Annotated in this window: 19 protein-coding genes; 4 read left to right on the plus strand and 15 right to left on the minus strand. The window is 35.2% G+C overall.

Annotated features, from left to right (window positions below; translation table 11 throughout):
* Nucleotides 1-14: 14 nt before the first annotated feature.
* From VIX88_RS03380 to VIX88_RS03420, 9 genes are all read right to left on the minus strand, one after another.
* Nucleotides 15-1871: a monovalent cation:proton antiporter-2 (CPA2) family protein gene (locus VIX88_RS03380; protein WP_064970265.1), complete on the minus strand. Its 1857-nt coding sequence runs from the start codon at nt 1869-1871 to the stop codon at nt 15-17.
* Nucleotides 1871-2401: an NAD(P)H-dependent oxidoreductase gene (locus VIX88_RS03385; protein WP_064970266.1), complete on the minus strand. Its 531-nt coding sequence runs from the start codon at nt 2399-2401 to the stop codon at nt 1871-1873. Before VIX88_RS03385 ends, VIX88_RS03380 begins: the two co-directional genes overlap by 1 nt.
* A 95-nt stretch (nt 2402-2496) precedes the next feature.
* The gene (locus tag VIX88_RS03390; RefSeq protein WP_064964570.1) at nt 2497-3156 is read right to left on the minus strand and encodes a hypothetical protein; all 660 of its coding nucleotides are present in this window, start codon (nt 3154-3156) and stop codon (nt 2497-2499) included.
* On the minus strand, nt 3149-3643 hold the full coding sequence (locus tag VIX88_RS03395; protein ID WP_004917778.1) for an RNA polymerase sigma factor: 495 nt from the start codon (nt 3641-3643) through the stop codon (nt 3149-3151). The genes VIX88_RS03390 and VIX88_RS03395 overlap by 8 nt, the downstream gene beginning before the upstream one ends.
* 118 nt (nt 3644-3761) lie before the next feature.
* Nucleotides 3762-5021, minus strand: coding sequence for a nucleoside permease (locus VIX88_RS03400; protein ID WP_064970267.1), 1260 nt, complete (start codon nt 5019-5021; stop codon nt 3762-3764).
* Between the two features lie 11 nt (nt 5022-5032).
* Nucleotides 5033-5629, minus strand: coding sequence for a bifunctional nuclease family protein (locus VIX88_RS03405; protein ID WP_013447224.1), 597 nt, complete (start codon nt 5627-5629; stop codon nt 5033-5035).
* Nucleotides 5630-5701: 72 nt separating this feature from the next.
* Entirely contained in the window at nt 5702-6646 is a 945-nt protein-coding gene (locus VIX88_RS03410; protein WP_013447223.1) for an electron transfer flavoprotein subunit alpha/FixB family protein, read from the minus strand.
* A gap of 44 nt (nt 6647-6690) precedes the next feature.
* The gene (locus VIX88_RS03415) at nt 6691-7437 is read right to left on the minus strand and encodes an electron transfer flavoprotein subunit beta/FixA family protein (RefSeq protein WP_154212613.1); all 747 of its coding nucleotides are present in this window, start codon (nt 7435-7437) and stop codon (nt 6691-6693) included.
* Nucleotides 7438-7534: 97 nt separating this feature from the next.
* On the minus strand, nt 7535-8254 hold the full coding sequence (locus tag VIX88_RS03420) for an SDR family oxidoreductase (protein ID WP_064970269.1): 720 nt from the start codon (nt 8252-8254) through the stop codon (nt 7535-7537).
* A 134-nt stretch (nt 8255-8388) separates the two neighbouring features.
* On the opposite strand from VIX88_RS03420, the gene VIX88_RS03425 reads away from it, so the two are divergent.
* From VIX88_RS03425 to VIX88_RS03440, 4 genes are all read left to right on the plus strand, one after another.
* Nucleotides 8389-9105, plus strand: a complete 717-nt coding sequence (locus VIX88_RS03425; protein ID WP_064970270.1) for a DUF3822 family protein — start codon at nt 8389-8391, stop codon at nt 9103-9105.
* Nucleotides 9106-9130: 25 nt separating this feature from the next.
* Nucleotides 9131-9691, plus strand: coding sequence for an RsmD family RNA methyltransferase (locus VIX88_RS03430; RefSeq protein ID WP_064970271.1), 561 nt, complete (start codon nt 9131-9133; stop codon nt 9689-9691).
* A 147-nt stretch (nt 9692-9838) separates the two neighbouring features.
* A complete protein-coding gene (gene kdsA / locus VIX88_RS03435) occupies nt 9839-10648 on the plus strand; it encodes a 3-deoxy-8-phosphooctulonate synthase (protein ID WP_109474891.1) in 810 nt (269 codons plus the stop codon).
* A gap of 26 nt (nt 10649-10674) precedes the next feature.
* Nucleotides 10675-12852 carry a TonB-dependent receptor plug domain-containing protein gene (locus VIX88_RS03440; RefSeq protein ID WP_214194037.1) on the plus strand — a complete coding sequence of 726 codons (2178 nt, stop codon included), beginning with the start codon at nt 10675-10677 and terminating at the stop codon, nt 12850-12852.
* Nucleotides 12853-12914: 62 nt separating this feature from the next.
* On the opposite strand, the gene uvrA is transcribed toward VIX88_RS03440, so the two are convergent.
* The 6 genes from uvrA to VIX88_RS03470 are packed head-to-tail and all read right to left on the minus strand — an operon-like array spanning nt 12915 to nt 20214.
* Nucleotides 12915-15680: an excinuclease ABC subunit UvrA gene (gene uvrA, locus VIX88_RS03445; protein ID WP_064970274.1), complete on the minus strand. Its 2766-nt coding sequence runs from the start codon at nt 15678-15680 to the stop codon at nt 12915-12917.
* Nucleotides 15681-15727: 47 nt separating this feature from the next.
* Nucleotides 15728-17251 carry a phosphoethanolamine--lipid A transferase EptA gene (gene eptA, locus VIX88_RS03450; protein ID WP_214194038.1) on the minus strand — a complete coding sequence of 508 codons (1524 nt, stop codon included), beginning with the start codon at nt 17249-17251 and terminating at the stop codon, nt 15728-15730.
* Entirely contained in the window at nt 17238-18065 is an 828-nt protein-coding gene (locus tag VIX88_RS03455) for a phosphatase PAP2 family protein (RefSeq protein ID WP_064970276.1), read from the minus strand. The genes eptA and VIX88_RS03455 overlap by 14 nt, the downstream gene beginning before the upstream one ends.
* Nucleotides 18066-18113: 48 nt before the next feature.
* Complete coding sequence (locus VIX88_RS03460; RefSeq protein ID WP_064970277.1) at nt 18114-18734, minus strand: trimeric intracellular cation channel family protein; 621 nt, start codon at nt 18732-18734, stop codon at nt 18114-18116.
* Nucleotides 18735-18765: 31 nt separating this feature from the next.
* Nucleotides 18766-19224: a pantetheine-phosphate adenylyltransferase gene (gene coaD, locus VIX88_RS03465; protein ID WP_004919697.1), complete on the minus strand. Its 459-nt coding sequence runs from the start codon at nt 19222-19224 to the stop codon at nt 18766-18768.
* A 6-nt stretch (nt 19225-19230) separates the two neighbouring features.
* Nucleotides 19231-20214: a D-alanine--D-alanine ligase gene (locus tag VIX88_RS03470; protein ID WP_064970278.1), complete on the minus strand. Its 984-nt coding sequence runs from the start codon at nt 20212-20214 to the stop codon at nt 19231-19233.
* Nucleotides 20215-20301 lie beyond the last annotated feature (87 nt).

A 20301-nucleotide genomic window follows, 5' to 3' on the forward strand; every position in this document is an offset into this window, starting at 1 on the left:
AAAATATTCACTATTTAGCTTTTTCCTTCTTCCACCTCTTCATCTTCGTCTAGCCAGTGTTCATCTTCAAACGAGATGTTATCATCGGCTAATAGACGAGCTTCCCTTTCCAGAGATTCTTTAATGGTAAATGTGGTATCGCTGTCTATATCTTGTTTCGCTAAACGAATGGTAGAATCGTTATCTATAGCGATAAATCTATTAGCTAATCTTCTTGCAGCGTATTTTCTAAAGCCCGACGCGTTTAAAATATCCACACCCATATTAACCGCCGTTTCCAAGGTTTCTCTATAAATATTGTGGATACCATCGTTAATAAAATCGTAAGCATCTAAACGGTTTCTAGCTCTAACAAATATTTGCAAATGAGGGAAATGAGATTTCGCCATCTGAATCATATACTTGTTACTTTCAGGGTCGTCTAAACACAACACCAATATTTCGGCATTTTCAGCACCTGCTGCCCTCATAATTTCAACCCTTTTAGCATCACCATAATATACTTTAAAACCTTTCTGTCTAAGAAGGTTCACACGGTTAGAATCGTTATCCAAGACCGTGGCTTTTATACCACTCACCTTTAGTAAACGACCTACGGTACTCCCGAAATGCCCAAAACCTACAATAATTATTTTTTTCTGTTTGATAGGTTCTGAAATTAAATCTGATACAGGTTCTTCAAATTTAACATTGAAATTAGGAGCGATAACCCTTTCATTTAGCAATAGTAAAAATGGCGTAATCATCATTGAAATCGCCACAACGGAAATCATTTGAGAACTTATTTCTAAATCTAACAAGTTGAGTTTAACCGCAAAAGTGATAATTACAAAGGCAAACTCTCCCACTTGGGACATTCCGAAGGAATAGAGGAAGTTTTGGTCGTTACTCATTTTAAACATCTTCCCTACTAAGAATAATACCCCAAATTTGACCAATGTTGCCATAACAACCATTGAGAATATGAATAATGGGTCTTGCTGTATCACATTAAAGTTAATTGTAGAACCTACACTCACAAAGAAAACCGCCAAAAGCAAACCTTTAAATGGGTCTATTTGGCTTTCTAACTCGTGTCTAAATTCGGTATTGGCGAGCATCACACCTGCTAAAAAGGCTCCCAAAGCGGGGCTTAATCCTGCGAGTAGCATCAACTCGGAAACTCCTACCACCAAGAATAATGACGATGCGGTAAGCAACTCATTCATTCCTGAGCGAGATACATATCTTAAAAACGGTACGAAGAGATATCTACCTAAAAGAATAAGCACTCCCACACCTAATATTACCGAAAAGGGTTGCAGCCATTCTGGTAAATAAGTAATCAGCACTGATTTTTCTCCGCCACCTTCGGATTGTCCTGCCAACATCGGTAATAACGCTAAAATAGGAATTACCGCTATATCTTGAAACAATAAAGTGGAAAACGAAGCCTCTCCAGATACGGTATTAAATAGGTTTTTTTCCTTTAATGTTTGTAAAACAATTGCCGTGGAAGACATAGCAAATGCGATAGAAACCACAATATTAGTGGTAACCTCCCACCCTGCTAAATGCAATATTGGGAATATCAATCCAAAGGTAAATGCCATCTGAGAAAAGCCAAGCCCTAGAATGCTTTTCCTCATAGCCCAGAATTTACGAGGCTCTAATTCCAAACCAATAATGAAAAGTAACATCACCACTCCAAATTCGGTACTGTGCATCACATCTTCTGCATTACCTGTAAGTTTCAATGCAAAAGGTCCTACCAAAATACCTCCTAAAATATAGCCTATAACCGAACTAAAACCAAACTTCCTTACAATAGGTACTAAAAAAATAGCAGCCCCTAGATAGACCAATGTAATCTTAAATAAACTCTCTGACATTAATTCAAAAATTTAGAAATTTCCTGTTGGATTTCATTAACTTCTTCTATTGTTTTTTGCTTTGCGGCATACACACAAAGTGTTTTCTCTACCGATACTCCTAGAGTTTCTAAACTCTTAGTAAGAGGCAATATAAAGTCTTCTATGGATTTCTCATACATTCCGCCTCTGGTATAGGAATGCTCTGAACCTCCTGCACTTACAATTATCATCGCTTTTTTCCCTGCGAGTAGATTTTCATTTTGTTTACTCAGCCACTTCATATCCAAAACTTCGCTCAGCCATAAGTTAAGTAATGGTGGAATACCCAACCATATCAACGGAAACTGAAAGATGAGTTTGTCGTAGTTTTTAATCCTTTTTCGTTCCCTAAATGCAGCAATATGAAAATTAGGATACTCTTCGTACAAATCTCTAAAAGTAATATTTTCTTTATCTTGGTAAAATGAAATAAGATGAGTATTAAATACCGAATATTCTAAAAACGGATGTGCAAATAACACTAAGGTTTTTTCTACTTTACTTTCCAATTTTATAGCGTTTGGCGTAAAGGTAATATTTTAAAACTTAAAAAGCAAATTTGGAAAACCAACACAATCGTTTATTATAAGAGCATTTTCTTTCTTTATGATAGGTTTTGAAGTTGTTTTAATTTTTCATTTAGTCTTTTAATAATAATACCGTAAATCAGTCTATAATAAAGCCATATAAACCCAACTCCCAAAAAGATAGATACAATATAGCTTACCAAAAACACCAAGAATTTCGGCTCTGAAAATGAAACATTTTGTACATAAGCCAAGTAAATAATTTCTACCAAATACCCCAACATAATCACAAGAAACATCGCTAAATTAGCTAGGATAAAAGCATTTACTATTCTTCTAAATTTAATAATCTGAGTGATAAATTTCTTAAGGTTAGATTCTATACTTATCTTTTGATAACTGTAATAAAAAAGCAACACAAACAAAAGCGTAAGAATAAGGCTTGCCCCTTTAATAAATAACTCTATATTATGATAGTTTTCTATTAAATGTGTACCTATTTTAATGTTCATTTTATTAAAAACATTCAGCAAGGCTGGCTCTCTCTTAACAGAGCAAAAACCATAAATATTAAAAGCCAATATTATAAGAAACTCTGCGACACTTATCCAAAAAATAGTTTTTACATAATTGCGAGATTTCCTATTCAGCATCTGTTCTATCTGCTGATTATCGTAAGTGGGTTTAGGCTGTTCTTTCCAAACCTCTTTCATTTTATCTATATCAAAATTAGGCATATTGTTCCATTAGTGTTTTTAAAGTTTTTTTAAGACGATTCATCTTCACCCTTGCATTAACCTCTGTTATCCCCAAAGTTTCTGCGATTTCTTTGTAGGACAATTCATCCAAGTACATCATTACAATAGCTCGCTCTACCTCGGGTAGCTTTTTTATCACTTTGTAAAGAAGTTCTACTTGTTGCCTTTGCTCATGCTGATTATCCTCGGGAGTATTATAAAAACCTTCATTAAGTTCGTTTGTTTTAGGTGATTTTGAGGATTTTCTAAAAAGTGTAATGGCTGTATTTAAAGACACCCGATACATCCAAGTAGATATTTTGGACTGACCATTAAAAGAATCAAAAGAACGCCATAATTGTAGCACAATTTCTTGAAACAAATCTTGCTCGTCTTCTAGCGTATTGGTGTACATTCTAGAAACTTTGATGATAAGCCCTTGATTAATTTTAATAAGTTCCGAAAAGTCTTTTTCTTTTTGAGACATTACTACTTTTATCGGCACGAATATAACAAATTACCCTCATATATCTCATATCCAAATCAATAAAAAAACAGACCAATTTCTCAACTGGTCTGCCTTCTGTATTGATAAATATAAAATTCTAATGTTTTACTGTTGCCACTTCTTCTGGCTTATGTTTATGCTTAAACATTACCGCAAAAAGAACCGTAATTATTAAGGCATATATCGCAAACACTAGCCATATCTCGTGCCACATTTTATTACCCGAAGCATCTAAAAAGAATGCATCTATCATTCTACCACTCACTACACTACCCATAATAGCCCCAAAACCATTCGTCATCATCATAAATAACCCTTGTGCTGAGGAACGAATTTTCTCGTCTGTTGTCGCCTCCACAAATAACGAACCCGATACATTAAAGAAGTCAAACGCCATACCGTACACAATACACGATAGAATAATAAGCACCAATCCAAAGCCTTCTGGAGAACCATAAGCAAAGAATCCAAAGCGAAGCACCCAAGCTCCCATACTCATCAACATCACTTTTTTGATGCCAAATTTCTTTAAGAAAAATGGTATCGCCAGAATGAACAGCGTTTCGGATATTTGAGAAATAGACATAATAATCGTAGAACGCTCCACCACTAAACTATTTTTGTATAATGGATTTTTACCAAAGTCTGATAAAAAAGTATCTCCATAAGCATTTGTAAGTTGTAACGCAGCACCTAAAAACATAGAGAACAAGAAGAACAATGCCATCTTATAACTCTTAAATAGTTTAAACGCATTGAAGCCCATTTTTTCTTGCCAAGAAGCCTCTTTAGGAATCAAGTTCTGTGGTGGACACTTCGGAAGTGTAAAGGCATAAATACCCAACAACACCGCTACTATCGCCGCAATATAAAACTGATTTTCAGACGCTTTATTTCCTGTAAGATTGGTAGCCCACATCGCTGCAATAAACCCAACCGTTCCCCAAACTCTAAGACTAGGGAATACCTTAACCACATCATAATGATGTTCTTTAAGAATATGATAATTGATTGAATTAGACAACGCAATTGTAGGCATATAAAACACCATCGCTACCAACATCACCCAAAAGAAAGCCGTAGGGTTCGAAGCATGAGGCAAATAAAAAAGCGTCCCTGCATACGCAATGTGTAATATCCCGTAAAGTTTTTCAGCATTTATCCACCTGTCTGCTACTATCCCTGCCAAAGTAGGCATAAAGATAGAGGCAATCCCCATTGTGGAGAATATAACCCCAAACTCTGCACCTCCCCATTGCTTAGTATCAAACCAAAAAGTAGCCATCGTAATAAGCCAAGCTCCCCACACGAAATACTGTAAAAAATTAAGTACAGTAAGTTTTAGTTTTATATTCATTTTAGTATGTTTTAGTCTATTGGTCTTTGTCGTTTCTTAATTTCTTCTTGCAACTGAAAAGCCAAGTCAAAATCTTCATTTTTTACCGCTTCGTCTAGCTGCATTCTTAGCTCTTCTAAAGACACTCTATTATCTTGTTTTTCATTATGAAATTCTGTAACTATATCGTCCTCCTCGTTTAGTTGTTGTATCTCTAAAAGAATACCCGCCTCTTCCAAAACTTCTTTGGTAGTGTAAATAGACACCCCAAATCTCACCGCCATTGCTACAGCATCAGAAGTTCTTGCATCTAAAAACAAGGTTTCTCTTGTAGAATTATTTTTGAAATGGATATGAGAAAAGAAAACACCATCTATAATTTGATAAATGACAATATATTCTAAACTATAATTGGTATCTCTAATAAAACTAGCAAACAAGTCGTGTGTAAGAGGACGAACAGGCTTCAAATCTTTCTCTAAAGCTAAAGATATAGATTGAGCCTCAAAACTACCTATAACTACTGGTAATTTTATAGAACTTTCCACCTCTTCTAAAAGCAAAGCATAAGCCCCCGATTGTGTTTGGCTGTAAGAAATACCTCTAATAACTAGCTTTTTATAATCCATAGAGCAAAGATATATAAAAACACCATACCCTTGAATAAGTATGGTGGCTTTTCTTTAATTTTATGATAAAATTTAGGCTCCTTTTATCGCTTTTATTTTTTCGGTAAGAGCAGGTATCACTTGGAAAGCATCGCCTACCACACCGTAATCCGCAGATTTAAAGAATGGTGCTTCAGGGTCATTATTGATAACCACAATGGTTTTAGACGAATTAACCCCAGCCAAATGCTGAATAGCTCCAGAAATACCTATTGCAACATACAAATTAGGTGCTATCGCTTTACCTGTTTGTCCCACGTGCTCAGAGTGAGGTCTCCAACCAATATCAGAAACTGGTTTAGAACAAGCAGTAGCCGCTCCTAAAACTTGAGCCAACTCTTCTACCATTCCCCAATTTTCAGGACCTTTCATTCCTCTACCTGCTGAAACTACTACTTCTGCCTCTTTAAGGTCTAATTTTCCAGAAGATTGTTCATGGTTTACCACTTTTATATCTGTATTAGCCACACCTAAAGTTTTCTCTTCCTCCGAACCTGAAACTGGATTTTTTTTTACTCCAAATGCGTTTTGAGAAACTGTTAATACTACATTACCATCAGCTTTAGCTACCATAAAAGCCTTTCCTGAAAAAGCTTTTCTTTTAACCTCTAAAGGTGTTACCGAAGTAGGTGCTTCTACCACATTAGTAATAAGAGAACTATTTTTGAGAACTGCCAACATTGGTGCCACAGAAGCCGCATCAGTAGTATGTGGAAAAACCACTACTCCATCTACCACTTCCGCTATAGCTTTAGCATAAGCCTTAGCACTGAAAGATTTTAACCCTTCATCTTTAATATGGATAACTTTCTCTGCCCCATATTTATATAATAATTCTGAACTATCTGTAGCATTGATGCTTACTGCCGTTACGCTAGTTCCTGCTTTATCTGCTACAGCTTTAGCGTAAGATACCGCTTCAAAAGCTGCTTTTTTATAAACACCGTTTATATTTTCTGTATATACGAATATTGCCATTATTTTTGTTTTTATATGTTAAATTATATTATAATAAAACTCCCTTAGATTACCTTAGCTTCTTCGTGAAGAGCTTTTACAAGAGCGTCTAAATCGTCTGGTGAGAATAGCTTAACAGAAGCTCTTGGCGGAACGCTATCAAAAGACACGGCACTTACCTTTACTTCGTTTTGAGACGGCTCTTGCACATTAAAAGGCTTAGTTCTTGCAGACATAATACCTCTCATATTTGGAATAATAAGTTCTTTTTCGTCCACTAAACCTTTCTGACCAGCAACTACCAATGGGAGTGATACAGAGACAGTTTCTTTACCACCATCAATTTCTCTTACTGCGGTAACTTCAGAACCGTTTACCTCTAACCCAACACATGCATTAACGAAAGGTTGGTCTAAAAACTGAGCCAACATTGCTGGCACTGCTCCACCGTTATAATCAATAGATTCTTTACCACAAAGAACTAAATCATAACCACCTTCTTTAGCTACATTTGCGATTTCTTTAGCTACCGAAAAACTATCCTGCGGCTCTGCATTAATACGGATAGCATCATCTGCACCTATAGCCAACGCTTTTCTAATAACCGCTTCTGTACCTGCATCTCCTACATTAACTACGGTTACTTTTGCTCCGTTTGATTGCTGTAATTTAATCGCTTTAGTAAGTGCAAACTCATCTAATGGATTGATAACCCACTGAATTCCGTTTTTATCAAAAGCTGATTTGTCCGCTGTAAAGTTGATTTTAGATGTAGTATCTGGAACACTACTGATACAAACTAATATTTTCATATTTCTTAATTTTTTATGTTTTATAAATCGTTGCTAATATAACAAGAATATACTATGCATGCATAACGTTTGGTATTAAAATTTATTTATTGCATAATTATTTATTTGGATTAGATGGTCTTACCTCTATTTTGCTAGGTAAAGTGCGAGGATTCATTCTAAGTAAATCTACCACTATTTCCCCTAGGTCTTCTGGTTGAATCTTCCAAGAATCTTTATCCGAAGGTTCGTTACCATTAAAGTGAGAGGCTACAGAACCTGGCATAATGGTAGAAACTTTAATGTTATACTTTCTTAAATCTAACATTGCTGCTTGGGTAAAACCTACAAGACCAAATTTAGACGCATTATATCCTGACGCTTTTTCAAAAAAGTATGCCCCCTCCAAACTAGCAATACTAATGTAATACCCCTGTGTTTTCTTGAGAGATTCCACGGTTGCTTTCATCGTATGGAAAGCTCCCGTAAGATTAGTATCTATCATAGCATTCCATTCTTCCAAAGACATTTCGTCTACTGGTTTAAAGTAACCCAAACCTGCATTAGCTACTACTACATCTATATTGCCTAGCTTAGTTTCTATATACTTAACCGCTTCTTGTTCTGCTTCAAAGTTTTTAACATCAGATACTACGCCTATGATTTTGTTTTCATACTCTGACAATTCAGAAACTGCTTTTTCTACAGCTTCCGTACTTCTCCCACTAATAGCGACTTTCAATCCATTTTTTAAGAGTTCTTTTGCAATTCCAAAACCGATACCTTTAATACCTCCTGTGATATATGCTACTTTGTTTTTTAAATCCATTTTAGACATTTTTTATTGTGCTTAAAGATAATTATTTTTTATGAGTATGAAAACAATCAAAAAGAATACCCTTTTATTAAGCCCCTACCGCTTTATTCTAAGTAAAAAAATATTAGTAACTTTGCACGAGTTCATTATGGGTTATGCAAAAATTAGTTTTACTTTTTACTAAAGGAGGACTCCAGTACCAAATTATTAGTGGTAAGGAAGTACAAGAAGAAAAAGTTTTTTTTATCACAGAAGATTCCCCTAGTGATTATTTAATCAATAAGTTAGAGGAAATTCTAAACCATCCTTCTATAGTAAGTATAGATGTAATTTCTACCCTCAATCATTTCACATTGATGCCTTCTACTTTTTCTCAGCACGATGTCGCTCACGAGCTTATCTCTTACAATGCTCTAGTAGATAAAGACAAAGAGGAAGTAATGCTTTCTGTAAATAAGAAATATGGCGTTCAGTTTTATTATACGATGCCAGATTTATTTTATAAAAAAATCAAAAGCAAAGGTATTTCTACGCATTTTAACTTCTCTGGAGAAAAATTCTTAAATACACTTGATGCTGGGAATAAAAAGGAAATCCACATCAATCTATATCATCATCAGTGCGAGTTTTTTGCTTTAGACAATAAAAAGGTTATCCTTTATAACAATCTAGATGTAAATTCGGAGGTAGATTTTCTTTATTTCGTTATGTTTACCCTTAGCAAAATAGGATTTAATATTACAGACACTCAGTTCTATGTGTATGGAGAGACTACCGAAAACGAGACTTTTATATCAGAGCTTGGGAAGTTTGTCAAGAATTTAAAAGTGGTTTTTGACAACTTACCTCAAAAGAACTTCATTATGAGCTAAATACTTCTCAATAACAACTAAAACTATGTATAGAATTATCTCTGGAAAGTGGAAAGCTAAGCGAATATTAGCTCCCAAAAATTTTGAAGTTCGCCCTACAACAGATTTTGCTAAAGAGGCTTTATTCAGCATATTAGAACATAGGTTAGAGCTACCTTACATCTCTGCACTAGACCTTTTTGCAGGGATTGGCTCTATATCTTTAGAGTTGGCTTCTAGAGATTGCCAAGACATTACTTCGGTAGAGTTTAACCCTAAGCACGCTGCATTTATACAATCTACAGCCCAAGAGTTGGGTTTTGGCTTACAAATAAATGTCCAAAAAAGTGATGTTTTTGAATGGTTAAAAAAGGGTAGAAATCATTCTAAATCATTCAATTTAATATTTGCTGACCCACCGTTTGATTTACCTGAAAAAAAATATTACGATTTAATCAATTCAGTTTTAGACAGTCCTATTCTTGCGGAAAACGGACTTTTCGTGCTGGAGCATCAAAGCCGAATGATATTGGAACACCAACATCTCAAAGAAACTAGAAAATACGGAAATGTGAGTTTTTCTTTTTTTGAAAAAGAAACCGTCTAAAACAAAATAGATTTACCTCAACTTAACTATCAAACTTCAAAATTGATTATTACAGTTGAGGTTTTTATTTTTGTATCGTTAGAAAAATCTGTATTTCGTCATTCAAAAAAATACTTTAACTTTATACCTTATTAAAATTCAAAAAAAATGAAACAACATTTAGATAATATCAGTCATAAAAATTCTTCTAATTTCTTCCTAATAGCAGGACCTTGTGCTATAGAAAGCGAAGATATGGCAATGAAAATAGCAGAACATATTGTAAAACTTTCGGACAAATATAAAATCCCTTATATCTTTAAAGGAAGTTTTAAAAAAGCCAATAGGTCTAGGATAGATTCCTTTACAGGAATAGGAGATGAAGAAGCTCTCGAAATTCTTAAAAAAGTAGGTGATACTTTTGGAATTCCTACGACAACGGATATTCACGAAAACGAACACGCTACTCTTGCCGCACAATATGTAGATGTGCTACAAATACCTGCTTTCCTAGTAAGACAAACTGATTTACTCGTATCTGCTGCTAAAACAGGAAAATGCATCACTTTAAAAAAAGGACAATTCCTCTCTCCCGAGGCAATGAAATTTGCAGTGCAAAAAATAAAAGACTGCCAAAACGATAAAGTTGCCATTATAGAGCGAGGCAATTCTTTTGGTTATACTGATTTGGTAGTAGATTTTAGAGGTATCCCAACGATGCAAAATTACGCTCCTGTAATATTAGATGTAACCCACTCTTTACAACAACCTAACCAAGAGTCTGGTGTAACTGGTGGAAAACCTCAACTCATAGAAACCATTGCTAAAGCAGGGATTGCTGTAGGTGCAGACGGACTATTTATAGAAACACACCCAGACCCTAAAAACGCAAAATCTGATGGGGCTAATATGCTTCCTCTAGAACAACTAGACGCGTTGTTAGCTAAACTTACCAAAATAAGAGAAGCTATTATTTAGTATCAAAATCATTAAAAATATCGCTTTTGAAAAAGATATATCTTATCTTAGCAATATTGCCCTACCTAGCAGTAGCTCAGAAGACTAAAGAGATAAAAGAAGTGGTTTTCCAAAAGAGAACCAAGAAAAAAGTAACCGACCTTACCAACACCAGTATTTCGGCTAAAGAAGCACAACAAATTGCTTCTATTTCAGGTGGTATTGAAGGACTTATTAAAACTTTGCCTTCGGTAAACTCCAATACCGAACTTTCTTCCCAATATATGGTAAGAGGTGGAAATTATGACGAAAATTTAATCTACATCAATGATGTGGAACTTTACCGTCCTTTCCTCATTAGAAATGCCCAACAGGAAGGTATGAGCATCATCAATCCTGATATGGTTTCTACTGTTAATTTTTCTTCAGGTGGATTTGAAGCTAGATACGGCGATAAGATGTCGTCTGCTCTTAATGTTTATTATAGAGAACCCGAAAAAACAGAACTATCAGGAGAAGCCAGCCTTATTGGAGGTAGACTAACGCTAGGCGGTGCATCTAAAGATAAAAAATTAACCGCTTTGGTTTCAGGGCGTTATCGTAATACCAATCTAGTTCTTAACACACTCAATGAAGATACGGATTTTAACCCTCAAAACTTTGATATTCAAACCTTCATCAATTATCATATCAACCCTAAATGGCAATTATCTTTCATTGGATATTATGCTAAAAATGACTACACGATGCTTCCCAAACAACGAAAAGTTAATTTTGGGACTTTGCAAACCCCAATGACACTTACCGTATTTTACAACGGAAGAGAAAACGATACTTATAAAAATATGATGGGGACGGCTTCGGTTCATTTTAAACCTAATAAAAAATGGAAGTTCTCGTTAGATAATTTTGCTTATCAGAACAGAGAGAAAGAATATTATACTATCTCTTCTGCCTACGAATTACAGGCTTACAACCCTGCTACTGGAGAGCCAACCGTTTCTTATGATATAGGTGGACAGATAGACCACGCTAGAAATGATTTATTAGTAAGAACTTTAGGGTCTCAATTTAGAGCTAGATTTTCGCCTGATGTAAACACAGACTATGAGGTGGGAATTAAATACGAAAAAGAATTTCTGCAAGACTATACCAATGAATGGCAACTTGCCGACTCTTTAGGCTACAGTACGCCTAGAGCCTCCGCGGTTATTGGACAGCTAGACCCATCGGACTTAAAATTGAAATTCAATATTAAAGGACAAAACGATATACAGCCTAGCCGACTTTCAGCTTATGTTCAGGCTTCTAAAAAATTCTTTTGGCAAACGCACAAAGTTTTCATCAATGGAGGTGTCAGGACGCAACATTGGAGCTTTAATAATCAAACCATTATTTCTCCTAGATTACAAATAGCCATTAAGCCTGATTGGGATACAGATATGCTATTTAGACTAGCAGGAGGCATTTACTACCAAGCTCCTTTTTATAGAGAAATAAAGGATTTGGAAGGCAATTTTAATTCTAATATAAAAGCCCAGCAGTCTTTGCAACTCATTTTAGGCAACGACTACGAATTTCAATGGAAAGATCGCCTATTTAAGCTCACTACGGAAGCCTATTATAAAAAGATGAACCACCTTATCCCTTACTATGTGGATAATGTTCGTATAAGATATTCTGGGCAAAACAATTCCGAAGGTTATGCCTATGGTATAGATACGAGATTATTTGGAGAGTTTGTTCCTGGAGTAGATTCTTGGCTATCTTTAAGCTATGCTAGAGTGTTTGAAAACATTGATAACAAAGGCTATATCCCAAGACCAACAGACCAAAGATTTAGGGTTGCTATGTTCTATCAAGACTATATGCCTAAGTTCCCTAGTATGAGAGTCAATCTTACTTTAATCTACGCTAGTGGACTACCTAACGGAGCGTCTGTTTTTGCCGACCCTTATCAATATCAAAAAACACTCCCTGCTTACAAAAGAGTAGATATAGGGTTATCCAAAGTTTTTATAGACCAAAAAGATTTTAAAGCTCATTCTCCTTTTTGGCGAAATTTTAAAGAATTGATTTTAGGCGTTCAGGTGTTTAATGCATTCAACATCAATAATACCATTTCTAACCAATGGATTAACGATGCCAACACAGGTTACATTTACCCTGTCCCTGTAAGACTTACAGGACGCTTCTTTAATGTTAAACTAGAGTTTAAATTGTAATTACAATGTAATACAAATAAAAAAAGGTATCTCACTATAAACAAGATACCTTTTTTATTACTTTAAAGTTTTTCGGCTACGAATTTAGCAGTTTTGGATTTTTTATCTTTTGCTAAATCCTCAGGTGTTCCAGCAAAAACCACTTCTCCGCCATATTTACCTGCATTAGGACCTATATCTATGATCCAATCTGCTGACTTAATAATATCTGGCTGATGCTCTATAACTACTACAGAATGCCCCAGCTCTATAAGTGCCTGTAATGAGGTTAATAATTTTTGTATATCGTGAAAATGAAGCCCTGTGGAAGGTTCATCAAAGATGAAAAGCGTTTTCTCCGTAGTTACGCCCTTCACTAAAAATGAAGCCAACTTTACCCTTTGAGCTTCCCCACCTGAAAGCGTAGAAGAACTTTGTCCTAGTTTAAGATAGCCTAGACCTACCTCTTGCAATGGTTTTAGTTTAGTAACTATTTTATCTTGTTTATTATCACTAAAGAAATCAATCGCTTCATCTACCGTCATTTGTAGAATATCTGCAATGTTTTTCTCATCAAATTTAACTTCCAATATCTCGGACTTAAATCTTGCTCCTTTACAATGCTCACATTCTAGTTCCACATCTGCCATAAACTGCATAGATATGGTAATAATACCCTCACCTTTACACTCATCACATCTCCCACCATCTACATTAAACGAAAAGTGCTTAGGCTTCAAATTCATAGTTTTAGAATGACGCTGCTTAGCGAACAAATCCCTAATATCATCATAAGCCTTAAGATAAGTTACAGGGTTAGACCTAGAGGATTTTCCGATAGGATTTTGGTCTATCAATTCTATATGCTTCACAAGTTGAGGTGGAAATTCCACATAATCATAGTCGGCTTTTTTGCCTCCCATTCCTAACTGGATTTGAATATCGTTAGTCAAAACCTCTTTCATCAATGTAGATTTACCAGAGCCCGACACCCCCGTAACCACCACCAAATTCTCCAAAGGAATATCAACATCTATATTTTTAAGGTTATTTTGCCTAGCTCCTTTGATATTGATGAACGATTTAGCTTTCCTTCTCCTTTTTGGTACTGCTATTTCTAGCCTTCCTGTAAGGTATTTAGAAGTTAAAGTATCGGCTTCTTTGAGGTCTTTAAAATCGCCTGCGAAGACCAACTCTCCCCCAAGGAAACCTGCTTCTGGACCTATGTCTATAATATAATCTGCGGCACGCATAATATCCTCATCATGCTCCACAACAATAACCGTATTGCCTAAATCTCTTAAATTCTTTAGAACTTCTATTAAATTCTCGGTATCCTGCGAATGTAGTCCAATGGAAGGTTCGTCCAAAATATAAATAGACCCAACCAAAGAACTCCCTAAGCTCGTCGCTAAGTTAATCCTTTGACTTTCCCCACCTGACAAAGTATTAGAGGTACGGTTTAGCGTTAAATATCCCAAGCCTACTTTTAACAAAAACTCTAGTCTAGTAGTAATTTCATAGAGTAATCTTTTAGCAATTTCTTGCTCGTGTTTGGTGAGTTTAAGGTTCTTAATTAAAGGCAGAAGTTCGTCTAATGGCAACTCCATTAACGATTGTATGTTATGCCCTCCTACTTTTACCCATTCGGTTTCTTTTCTTAATCTTAGACCTTCGCAGTCGGGACATTTAGTCTTGCCTCTGTAACGAGAGAGCATCACTCGGTATTGTATCTTATACAAATTCTCCTCCAACATACGGAAAAACTGGTCTATACACGGAAAGTTTTTAGCTCCTGTTCCTCTCCATAAAAGTTGTTTTTGCTCTTTAGGAAGTTCAAAATACGGTTTATGGATTGGAAAATCTGGAGCATTTTTGATAAAGTGCATTTTCCACTCGCTCATCGTTTCTCCTTTCCAACAAGCGACAGCATCTTCGTAAACCGAAAGCCTTTTGTTAGGAATTACCAAATCTTCGTCTATCCCAACCACTTTACCATAGCCCTCACAAGTAGGACACGCTCCGTAAGGATTATTAAAACTGAAAAAATGAAGATTTGGTTCTAAAAACGAAATCCCATCAGCTTCAAAAAGGTTAGAAAAATGTTTTATATTTTGAGTTTCAATATTTTTTAAAGCACAGGAGCCGTGCCCCTCGTAGAAGGCCGTTTGGATAGAATCTGCTAGGCGTTGCAGAAAATACTCATCATCCTCGTAAACAAAGCGGTCAATAACCAAATTAAGCAACATCTCTTTTTCAGGAACGAAGCCAAAACTCTCTAAATCTTCTATTTCAGCGATATTTCCGTTAATTTCTAACCTAGTAAATCCTGAAACTTTTAGTGTATTTAATAGTGATTTAAAATCACCATCAGCAAACGAAAGCGATGCTGTGAGTAGAAACTCTTGATTAGGATTTTCTTCTATGTAAGTAATAACATCAGAAATGCTGTCCTTTTTCACCTCATCACCAGATACAGGCGAATAGGTACGCCCCACACGAGCGAATAACAATTTAAGATAATCGTAAATTTCGGTGGAAGTTCCTACTGTAGACCTTGGATTAGAAGAAATTACTTTCTGTTGTATGGCGATAGATGGTGCTAAGCCTTTAATATCGTCTATCTTTGGTTTCTCTAAACGCCCCAAAAACTGTCTAGCATAGGAGCTTAAACTCTCCACATAACGCCTCTGCCCTTCGGCATAAATAGTATCAAAGGCTAAAGACGATTTCCCACTACCAGACACACCAGTTACTACCACTAGTTTGTTTTTAGGTATGAGAACATCTATGTTTTTAAGGTTGTTAAGATGTGCGTTTTTAACAAAAATATTATTTTTAATATTCATAAAATCCTTTGACTACATTAAAAAATTTAGTGAAAAAGAAAAACTGCCTATTTAAAAATATTCATTTCTTCTTTATAAATAGGGCTTTCTACCCCTAAAAAGTTAAGTACACTGTGAAATACATGGTTTTGAGAAAGCACCTCGTTTGGCTTTAGTTTTTTATTGCTATTATCCGACAACCAAACAATAAATGGTATTTCATACTGCTCTTTAGGTGCAATGCTTAAAGGCACTCCGTGCATATATAAGTTTTTCTCTCCCAAGGACTCGCCGTGGTCAGAAACGAACAGCATTGTGCTTTTATAATATTTTAGCTCTTTTAAATTTTCGATAACATTATGTAGGATATAGTCTGTATAAACAATGGTATTATCGTAAGCGTTTACCAATTCCGTTTGGGAACACTTGCCCAACTCTACACTATTACAAACAGGCTTAAACACCTCAAATTTTGATGGATATTTTTTACTATAAGTAGGTCCGTGGCTGGTACTTGTATGTAAAACTACCAATACTTTATTCTTTTTACTTGCCAATATTTGCTCCTTTAATCCATTTACAAGCACCTCATCATAATCACATTCGGGCTTGTTGCAGTCTTTCATTAGAGCTTCTTTGTTTTGATAATTTGCGATATGTAATGGCGGTTCGCCCCAGTTGGTAGTTCTCCAAATCACTTCTACATCATTACGATATAAATAGTTAGGTAGTATTTCATACAAATCATCAGTATTGGTATGTTCTAAAATACATTTAACTCCTGCCGTGGTATAAGTGGCACAGGAATTAGCTTTAAAATGAAAAACATTGCTTGTTTTTGATAGTAATGGATTGGTATTTTTATTATAGCCATAAAGCGAAAAATTCTGACTTCTCGCCGATTCTCCTATCACCAATACCACCACCGACTTTTCGTTATCCTTTATCTTAGCATTTGGTAATAAAATCTCCTTTTCATTCTTTTTGTACTTGTGAATGTGGTACAACACCGTGTTTACGCTATAAGACCAAGGCATTGCCAAACCACCCAACTGTTTAGAGTTTTTATCTACCCAAAGCCAGTTACTTGCGTTTACAAAAGCCATCACTACCATAAACAATAATGCCAGTGCCATCGTCTTAACAAACTGCTTGAAAGTGCTTGGGATAATTTTAGTTCTGATAATATAAATACTCGGTAAAATACCTAATAGCACTAAATATAACACCAACTTAACCGAAAAGAAACTACTAGACTCTTCATAATTGGTATTAAATACATTGCTTATCATACTCTCGTCTATAATCACGCCATAAGTAGTGATAAAATAGACCGAAACTGCATTGATAAGGAAGAATAACACTAATAAAAATTTACCCACAAAGCGTGATAAATACAAAAATAAATAGAATGCAAAAAAATTAGCCACCACCATTACCACCACTAAACTCGCAATAAGCAGCACTCCATTAAAACTTGTATAATCTATGTTATTAACCACATAAGTATAAAACGGAATATGAAATAATAACAAATGTAGCACACTCATTAAAATTGCAAAATGAGTTACTTTTAAACTATTTTTTAACATAGAGAAATCCTATTTTAAATAATGATATTGCTAAACACACCAGTGGAAGGTAAAATACCACTAAACTTTCGGTAAAGATATTTTTTGAAATAATGATGATACAGACAGTAAACAGTACTATAAAAACGGGAGAATACTTCTTATCAGCTATCCAATTCCAGGTTTTATATTTTTGGCTAAAGAGTATCCCTAAAACTCCCGAAATATAACCTATAATACCACCAACAATAGTGTCAAGAGGATAATGAGCTCCCACGCCTACCCTTGTAGATACTAACATTAAACCTATAACGATAATAAAGAAAGACCACAGTATCTTATAAATTAAACTCCTCGGCATAAAACTGAACATCAGCACTGTGAGTATCGTAAAAACAGTAATAGAATGTCCCGACGGCAAACTACTATGCCCCGTAAGTTTTTCACCAACAATAATAAAAGTACCAACATCAAACATAGCAGCTGGTCTTGGCACCGAAAATAAGTTTTTAAGTGTACTTGAAAATAAAAGCGAAATAAGCGATGCCGAAATTAAAGCCTCCCAAAGTTTCGGAGCATAAATAATGAAAATACTCAAACACGATAAAAACACCAGCGCATTTCCGAATTGTGTAAAATTTATCATCAAGCTAGGATATTGCCCCAACTGATGATTGATATAAAGAAATACTTCCTTCTGAATTCCCGTATAACCATTGATGGATAGTGCCTCTTTATTCCAAAGAAACAAGACTATCATCAACAACAAGGCTGCCGGCAAATAAAGAAATGAAAACACTACTTTGGATTGGTTCTTTACAACATTTGTATTCATTATCCCACTGTTAAACATACTTCTACAAAAATACAGATATATTTAATCTTACTTATCTTGAATATAAAATTTAGGCATCTGCCAATGGTATTTAACCGCTAAAGTTCTTATGGTTACAATAAGCAGAATAGTAAAAATCTGAACCACAGGATAAGACAAACGAGTGTAGGTTGCCAAAAGTATAAAGGTAGCACCGCCTAATATACAAGCTGTTGCATAGATTTCTTTTCTAAATATCAACGGAATTCTATTCAATAGAATATCTCTAATAATCCCTCCAAAACACCCTGTAATCGTACCTAGAGTAATGCATATAATAGGGTGAAGCTCGGAACTCATACCTTTCTGTATGCCTATAATTGTGAACAGTCCCAACCCAAAACTATCAAATATAAAAAGTGTTACCCTAAAATTTTGCTCAATAGATTTAAAAATCATTGAAATAACACAGGTAACAAAGATAACACCACATATCCACAAATCATGCATCCAAAATACAGGTTTAGCTAAAAGTAAATCCCTCACCGTACCACCTCCTACAGAAGTTACAAAAGCGATAATAAGAATCCCAAAAGGGTCTAATCTTCTTTGCATTGCAGCAAAACTGCCAGACATAGCAAAAGATATCGTCCCTAGAAATTCTATTAAAAAATTGATATTTGCATGCATTGTTTGTGCTAAAAATAATTTTAAATCCGTTTTATATTCTTACAGCGTCAGGTACTAGCAATTCGTATTCACCACCGTGGCTTATAATTTCTCTCACAATACTACTACTAATGAACGACTTACCTGAGGAAGTCAAAAGAAAAACAGTCTCTAACTTTTTGTGTGCCAAAGTTCTATTTGTATGTGCGATGGCTTTTTCAAACTCAAAGTCGGCAGGGTTTCTCAATCCTCTTAGGATAAACTGGGCGTCTTTCTCCATACAGTAATCCACCGTAAGCCCTTCAAATGAGTCCACCTCTACATTTCCAAAATGAGACACCGATTTTTCTATAAACTCTATCCTTTTCTCAAGTGGAAACATATAATGCTTTTGAGAGTTTTGCCCAATAGCAATAATAAGACGGTCAAAAAGTTTAGACGCTCGTTCTATAATATCATAATGACCTAGAGTAATAGGGTCAAAAGACCCTGGAAATACAGCTACCTTCATATTTTATTATTTTGCTAGAGCTTTTTCTACCTCGTTTCCACACAAATCTGTAATGGAGATACCGTAAATTCTCGCTTGTTGAGGAAGGATACTCGCAGGTGAAAAACCAGGGTTAGTATTCATTTCTAGCATATAAGGCACACCATCCATAATAATATATTCACTTCTAGAAAACCCTTTCATTCCTAAAGAGTTATAAGCTCTTTTTGCAACTTCCTCTACTCTTAATCTAGTAGCCTCATCTAGCCTTGCAGGGGTAATCTCTTGAGACGCTCCTTGATACTTTGCTTCATAATCAAAAAATTCTGTTTCTGGGATAATTTCTGTAATGCCTAAAACAATAGTCTCACCTTTGTAATCTAGCACACCCACAGATACCTCCATACCGTCTAAGAAACTTTCTACTAAAACCTCATCGTCTTCCAAAAATGCTTTTTCTAAAGCCACTTCAAACTCCGAAACCTCTTTTACCTTAGAAATTCCTAAAGAAGAACCACTTTGGTTAGGCTTTACAAACAGCGGTAGCTTTAACTCGCTGATAATTTCATCTTTATCATAAGCCTCTCCTTTTTTTATGTAGAAACTTTTAGCAGACGGAATACCATACTTTGCTAATACAGCCAAAGTATCTTTTTTATTAAAGGTAAGTGCACTTTGGTAAAAATCGCACCCTGTATATTTTTGACCTATGGCGTCCCAATATGCTTGTAACACGCCGTTTTCACCTGGTGTCCCATGAATGGTATTAAAGCAAACATCAAAACGCAGTACTTCTCCACTAGGTAGATTTACAGAGAAATCTCCCTTTTGTATTGGTAGCTTGGCTTCATTTTCATCTAAATAAAACCAACCTTCTTTAAGAACTACCACTTTATAAACATTGTATAAATCACGGTCTAAAGAGTCGTAAATTAGTTGTCCACTTTTTAGGGAAACTTTGTACTCATCAGAGTATCCGCCCATGACTACGGCTATATTTTTTTTGTCCATCAGAATCTAAAATAAAAGTTGAATGCAAAGTTAGTTAATTTTAAACGCAAGGTTTTATTTTTTCAATGAAAATATTGTTTAAAACAA

It is taken from the genome of Riemerella anatipestifer (assembly GCF_035666175.1).
In the GTDB taxonomy this organism is placed as follows: Bacteria; Bacteroidota; Bacteroidia; order Flavobacteriales; family Weeksellaceae; genus Riemerella; species Riemerella anatipestifer_D.

What these genes read in the sequence shown, in the direction of transcription:
- VIX88_RS03415 (WP_154212613.1), bottom strand. Translation starts at nt 7,437, where the DNA reads ATGAAAATATTAGTTTGTATCAGTAGTGTTCCAGATACTACATCTAAA.
- eptA (WP_214194038.1), bottom strand. Translation starts at nt 17,251, where the DNA reads ATGTTAAAAAATAGTTTAAAAGTAACTCATTTTGCAATTTTAATGAGT.
- VIX88_RS03410 (WP_013447223.1), bottom strand. Translation starts at nt 6,646, where the DNA reads ATGGCAATATTCGTATATACAGAAAATATAAACGGTGTTTATAAAAAA.
- VIX88_RS03395 (WP_004917778.1), bottom strand. Translation starts at nt 3,643, where the DNA reads ATGTCTCAAAAAGAAAAAGACTTTTCGGAACTTATTAAAATTAATCAA.
- VIX88_RS03390 (WP_064964570.1), bottom strand. Translation starts at nt 3,156, where the DNA reads ATGCCTAATTTTGATATAGATAAAATGAAAGAGGTTTGGAAAGAACAG.
- VIX88_RS03425 (WP_064970270.1), top strand. Translation starts at nt 8,389, where the DNA reads ATGCAAAAATTAGTTTTACTTTTTACTAAAGGAGGACTCCAGTACCAA.
- VIX88_RS03460 (WP_064970277.1), bottom strand. Translation starts at nt 18,734, where the DNA reads ATGCATGCAAATATCAATTTTTTAATAGAATTTCTAGGGACGATATCT.
- VIX88_RS03405 (WP_013447224.1), bottom strand. Translation starts at nt 5,629, where the DNA reads ATGGATTATAAAAAGCTAGTTATTAGAGGTATTTCTTACAGCCAAACA.
- VIX88_RS03400 (WP_064970267.1), bottom strand. Translation starts at nt 5,021, where the DNA reads ATGAATATAAAACTAAAACTTACTGTACTTAATTTTTTACAGTATTTC.
- coaD (WP_004919697.1), bottom strand. Translation starts at nt 19,224, where the DNA reads ATGAAGGTAGCTGTATTTCCAGGGTCTTTTGACCCTATTACTCTAGGT.
- VIX88_RS03380 (WP_064970265.1), bottom strand. Translation starts at nt 1,871, where the DNA reads ATGTCAGAGAGTTTATTTAAGATTACATTGGTCTATCTAGGGGCTGCT.
- uvrA (WP_064970274.1), bottom strand. Translation starts at nt 15,680, where the DNA reads ATGAATATTAAAAATAATATTTTTGTTAAAAACGCACATCTTAACAAC.
- kdsA (WP_109474891.1), top strand. Translation starts at nt 9,839, where the DNA reads ATGAAACAACATTTAGATAATATCAGTCATAAAAATTCTTCTAATTTC.
- VIX88_RS03420 (WP_064970269.1), bottom strand. Translation starts at nt 8,254, where the DNA reads ATGTCTAAAATGGATTTAAAAAACAAAGTAGCATATATCACAGGAGGT.
- VIX88_RS03455 (WP_064970276.1), bottom strand. Translation starts at nt 18,065, where the DNA reads ATGAATACAAATGTTGTAAAGAACCAATCCAAAGTAGTGTTTTCATTT.
- VIX88_RS03430 (WP_064970271.1), top strand. Translation starts at nt 9,131, where the DNA reads ATGTATAGAATTATCTCTGGAAAGTGGAAAGCTAAGCGAATATTAGCT.
- VIX88_RS03470 (WP_064970278.1), bottom strand. Translation starts at nt 20,214, where the DNA reads ATGGACAAAAAAAATATAGCCGTAGTCATGGGCGGATACTCTGATGAG.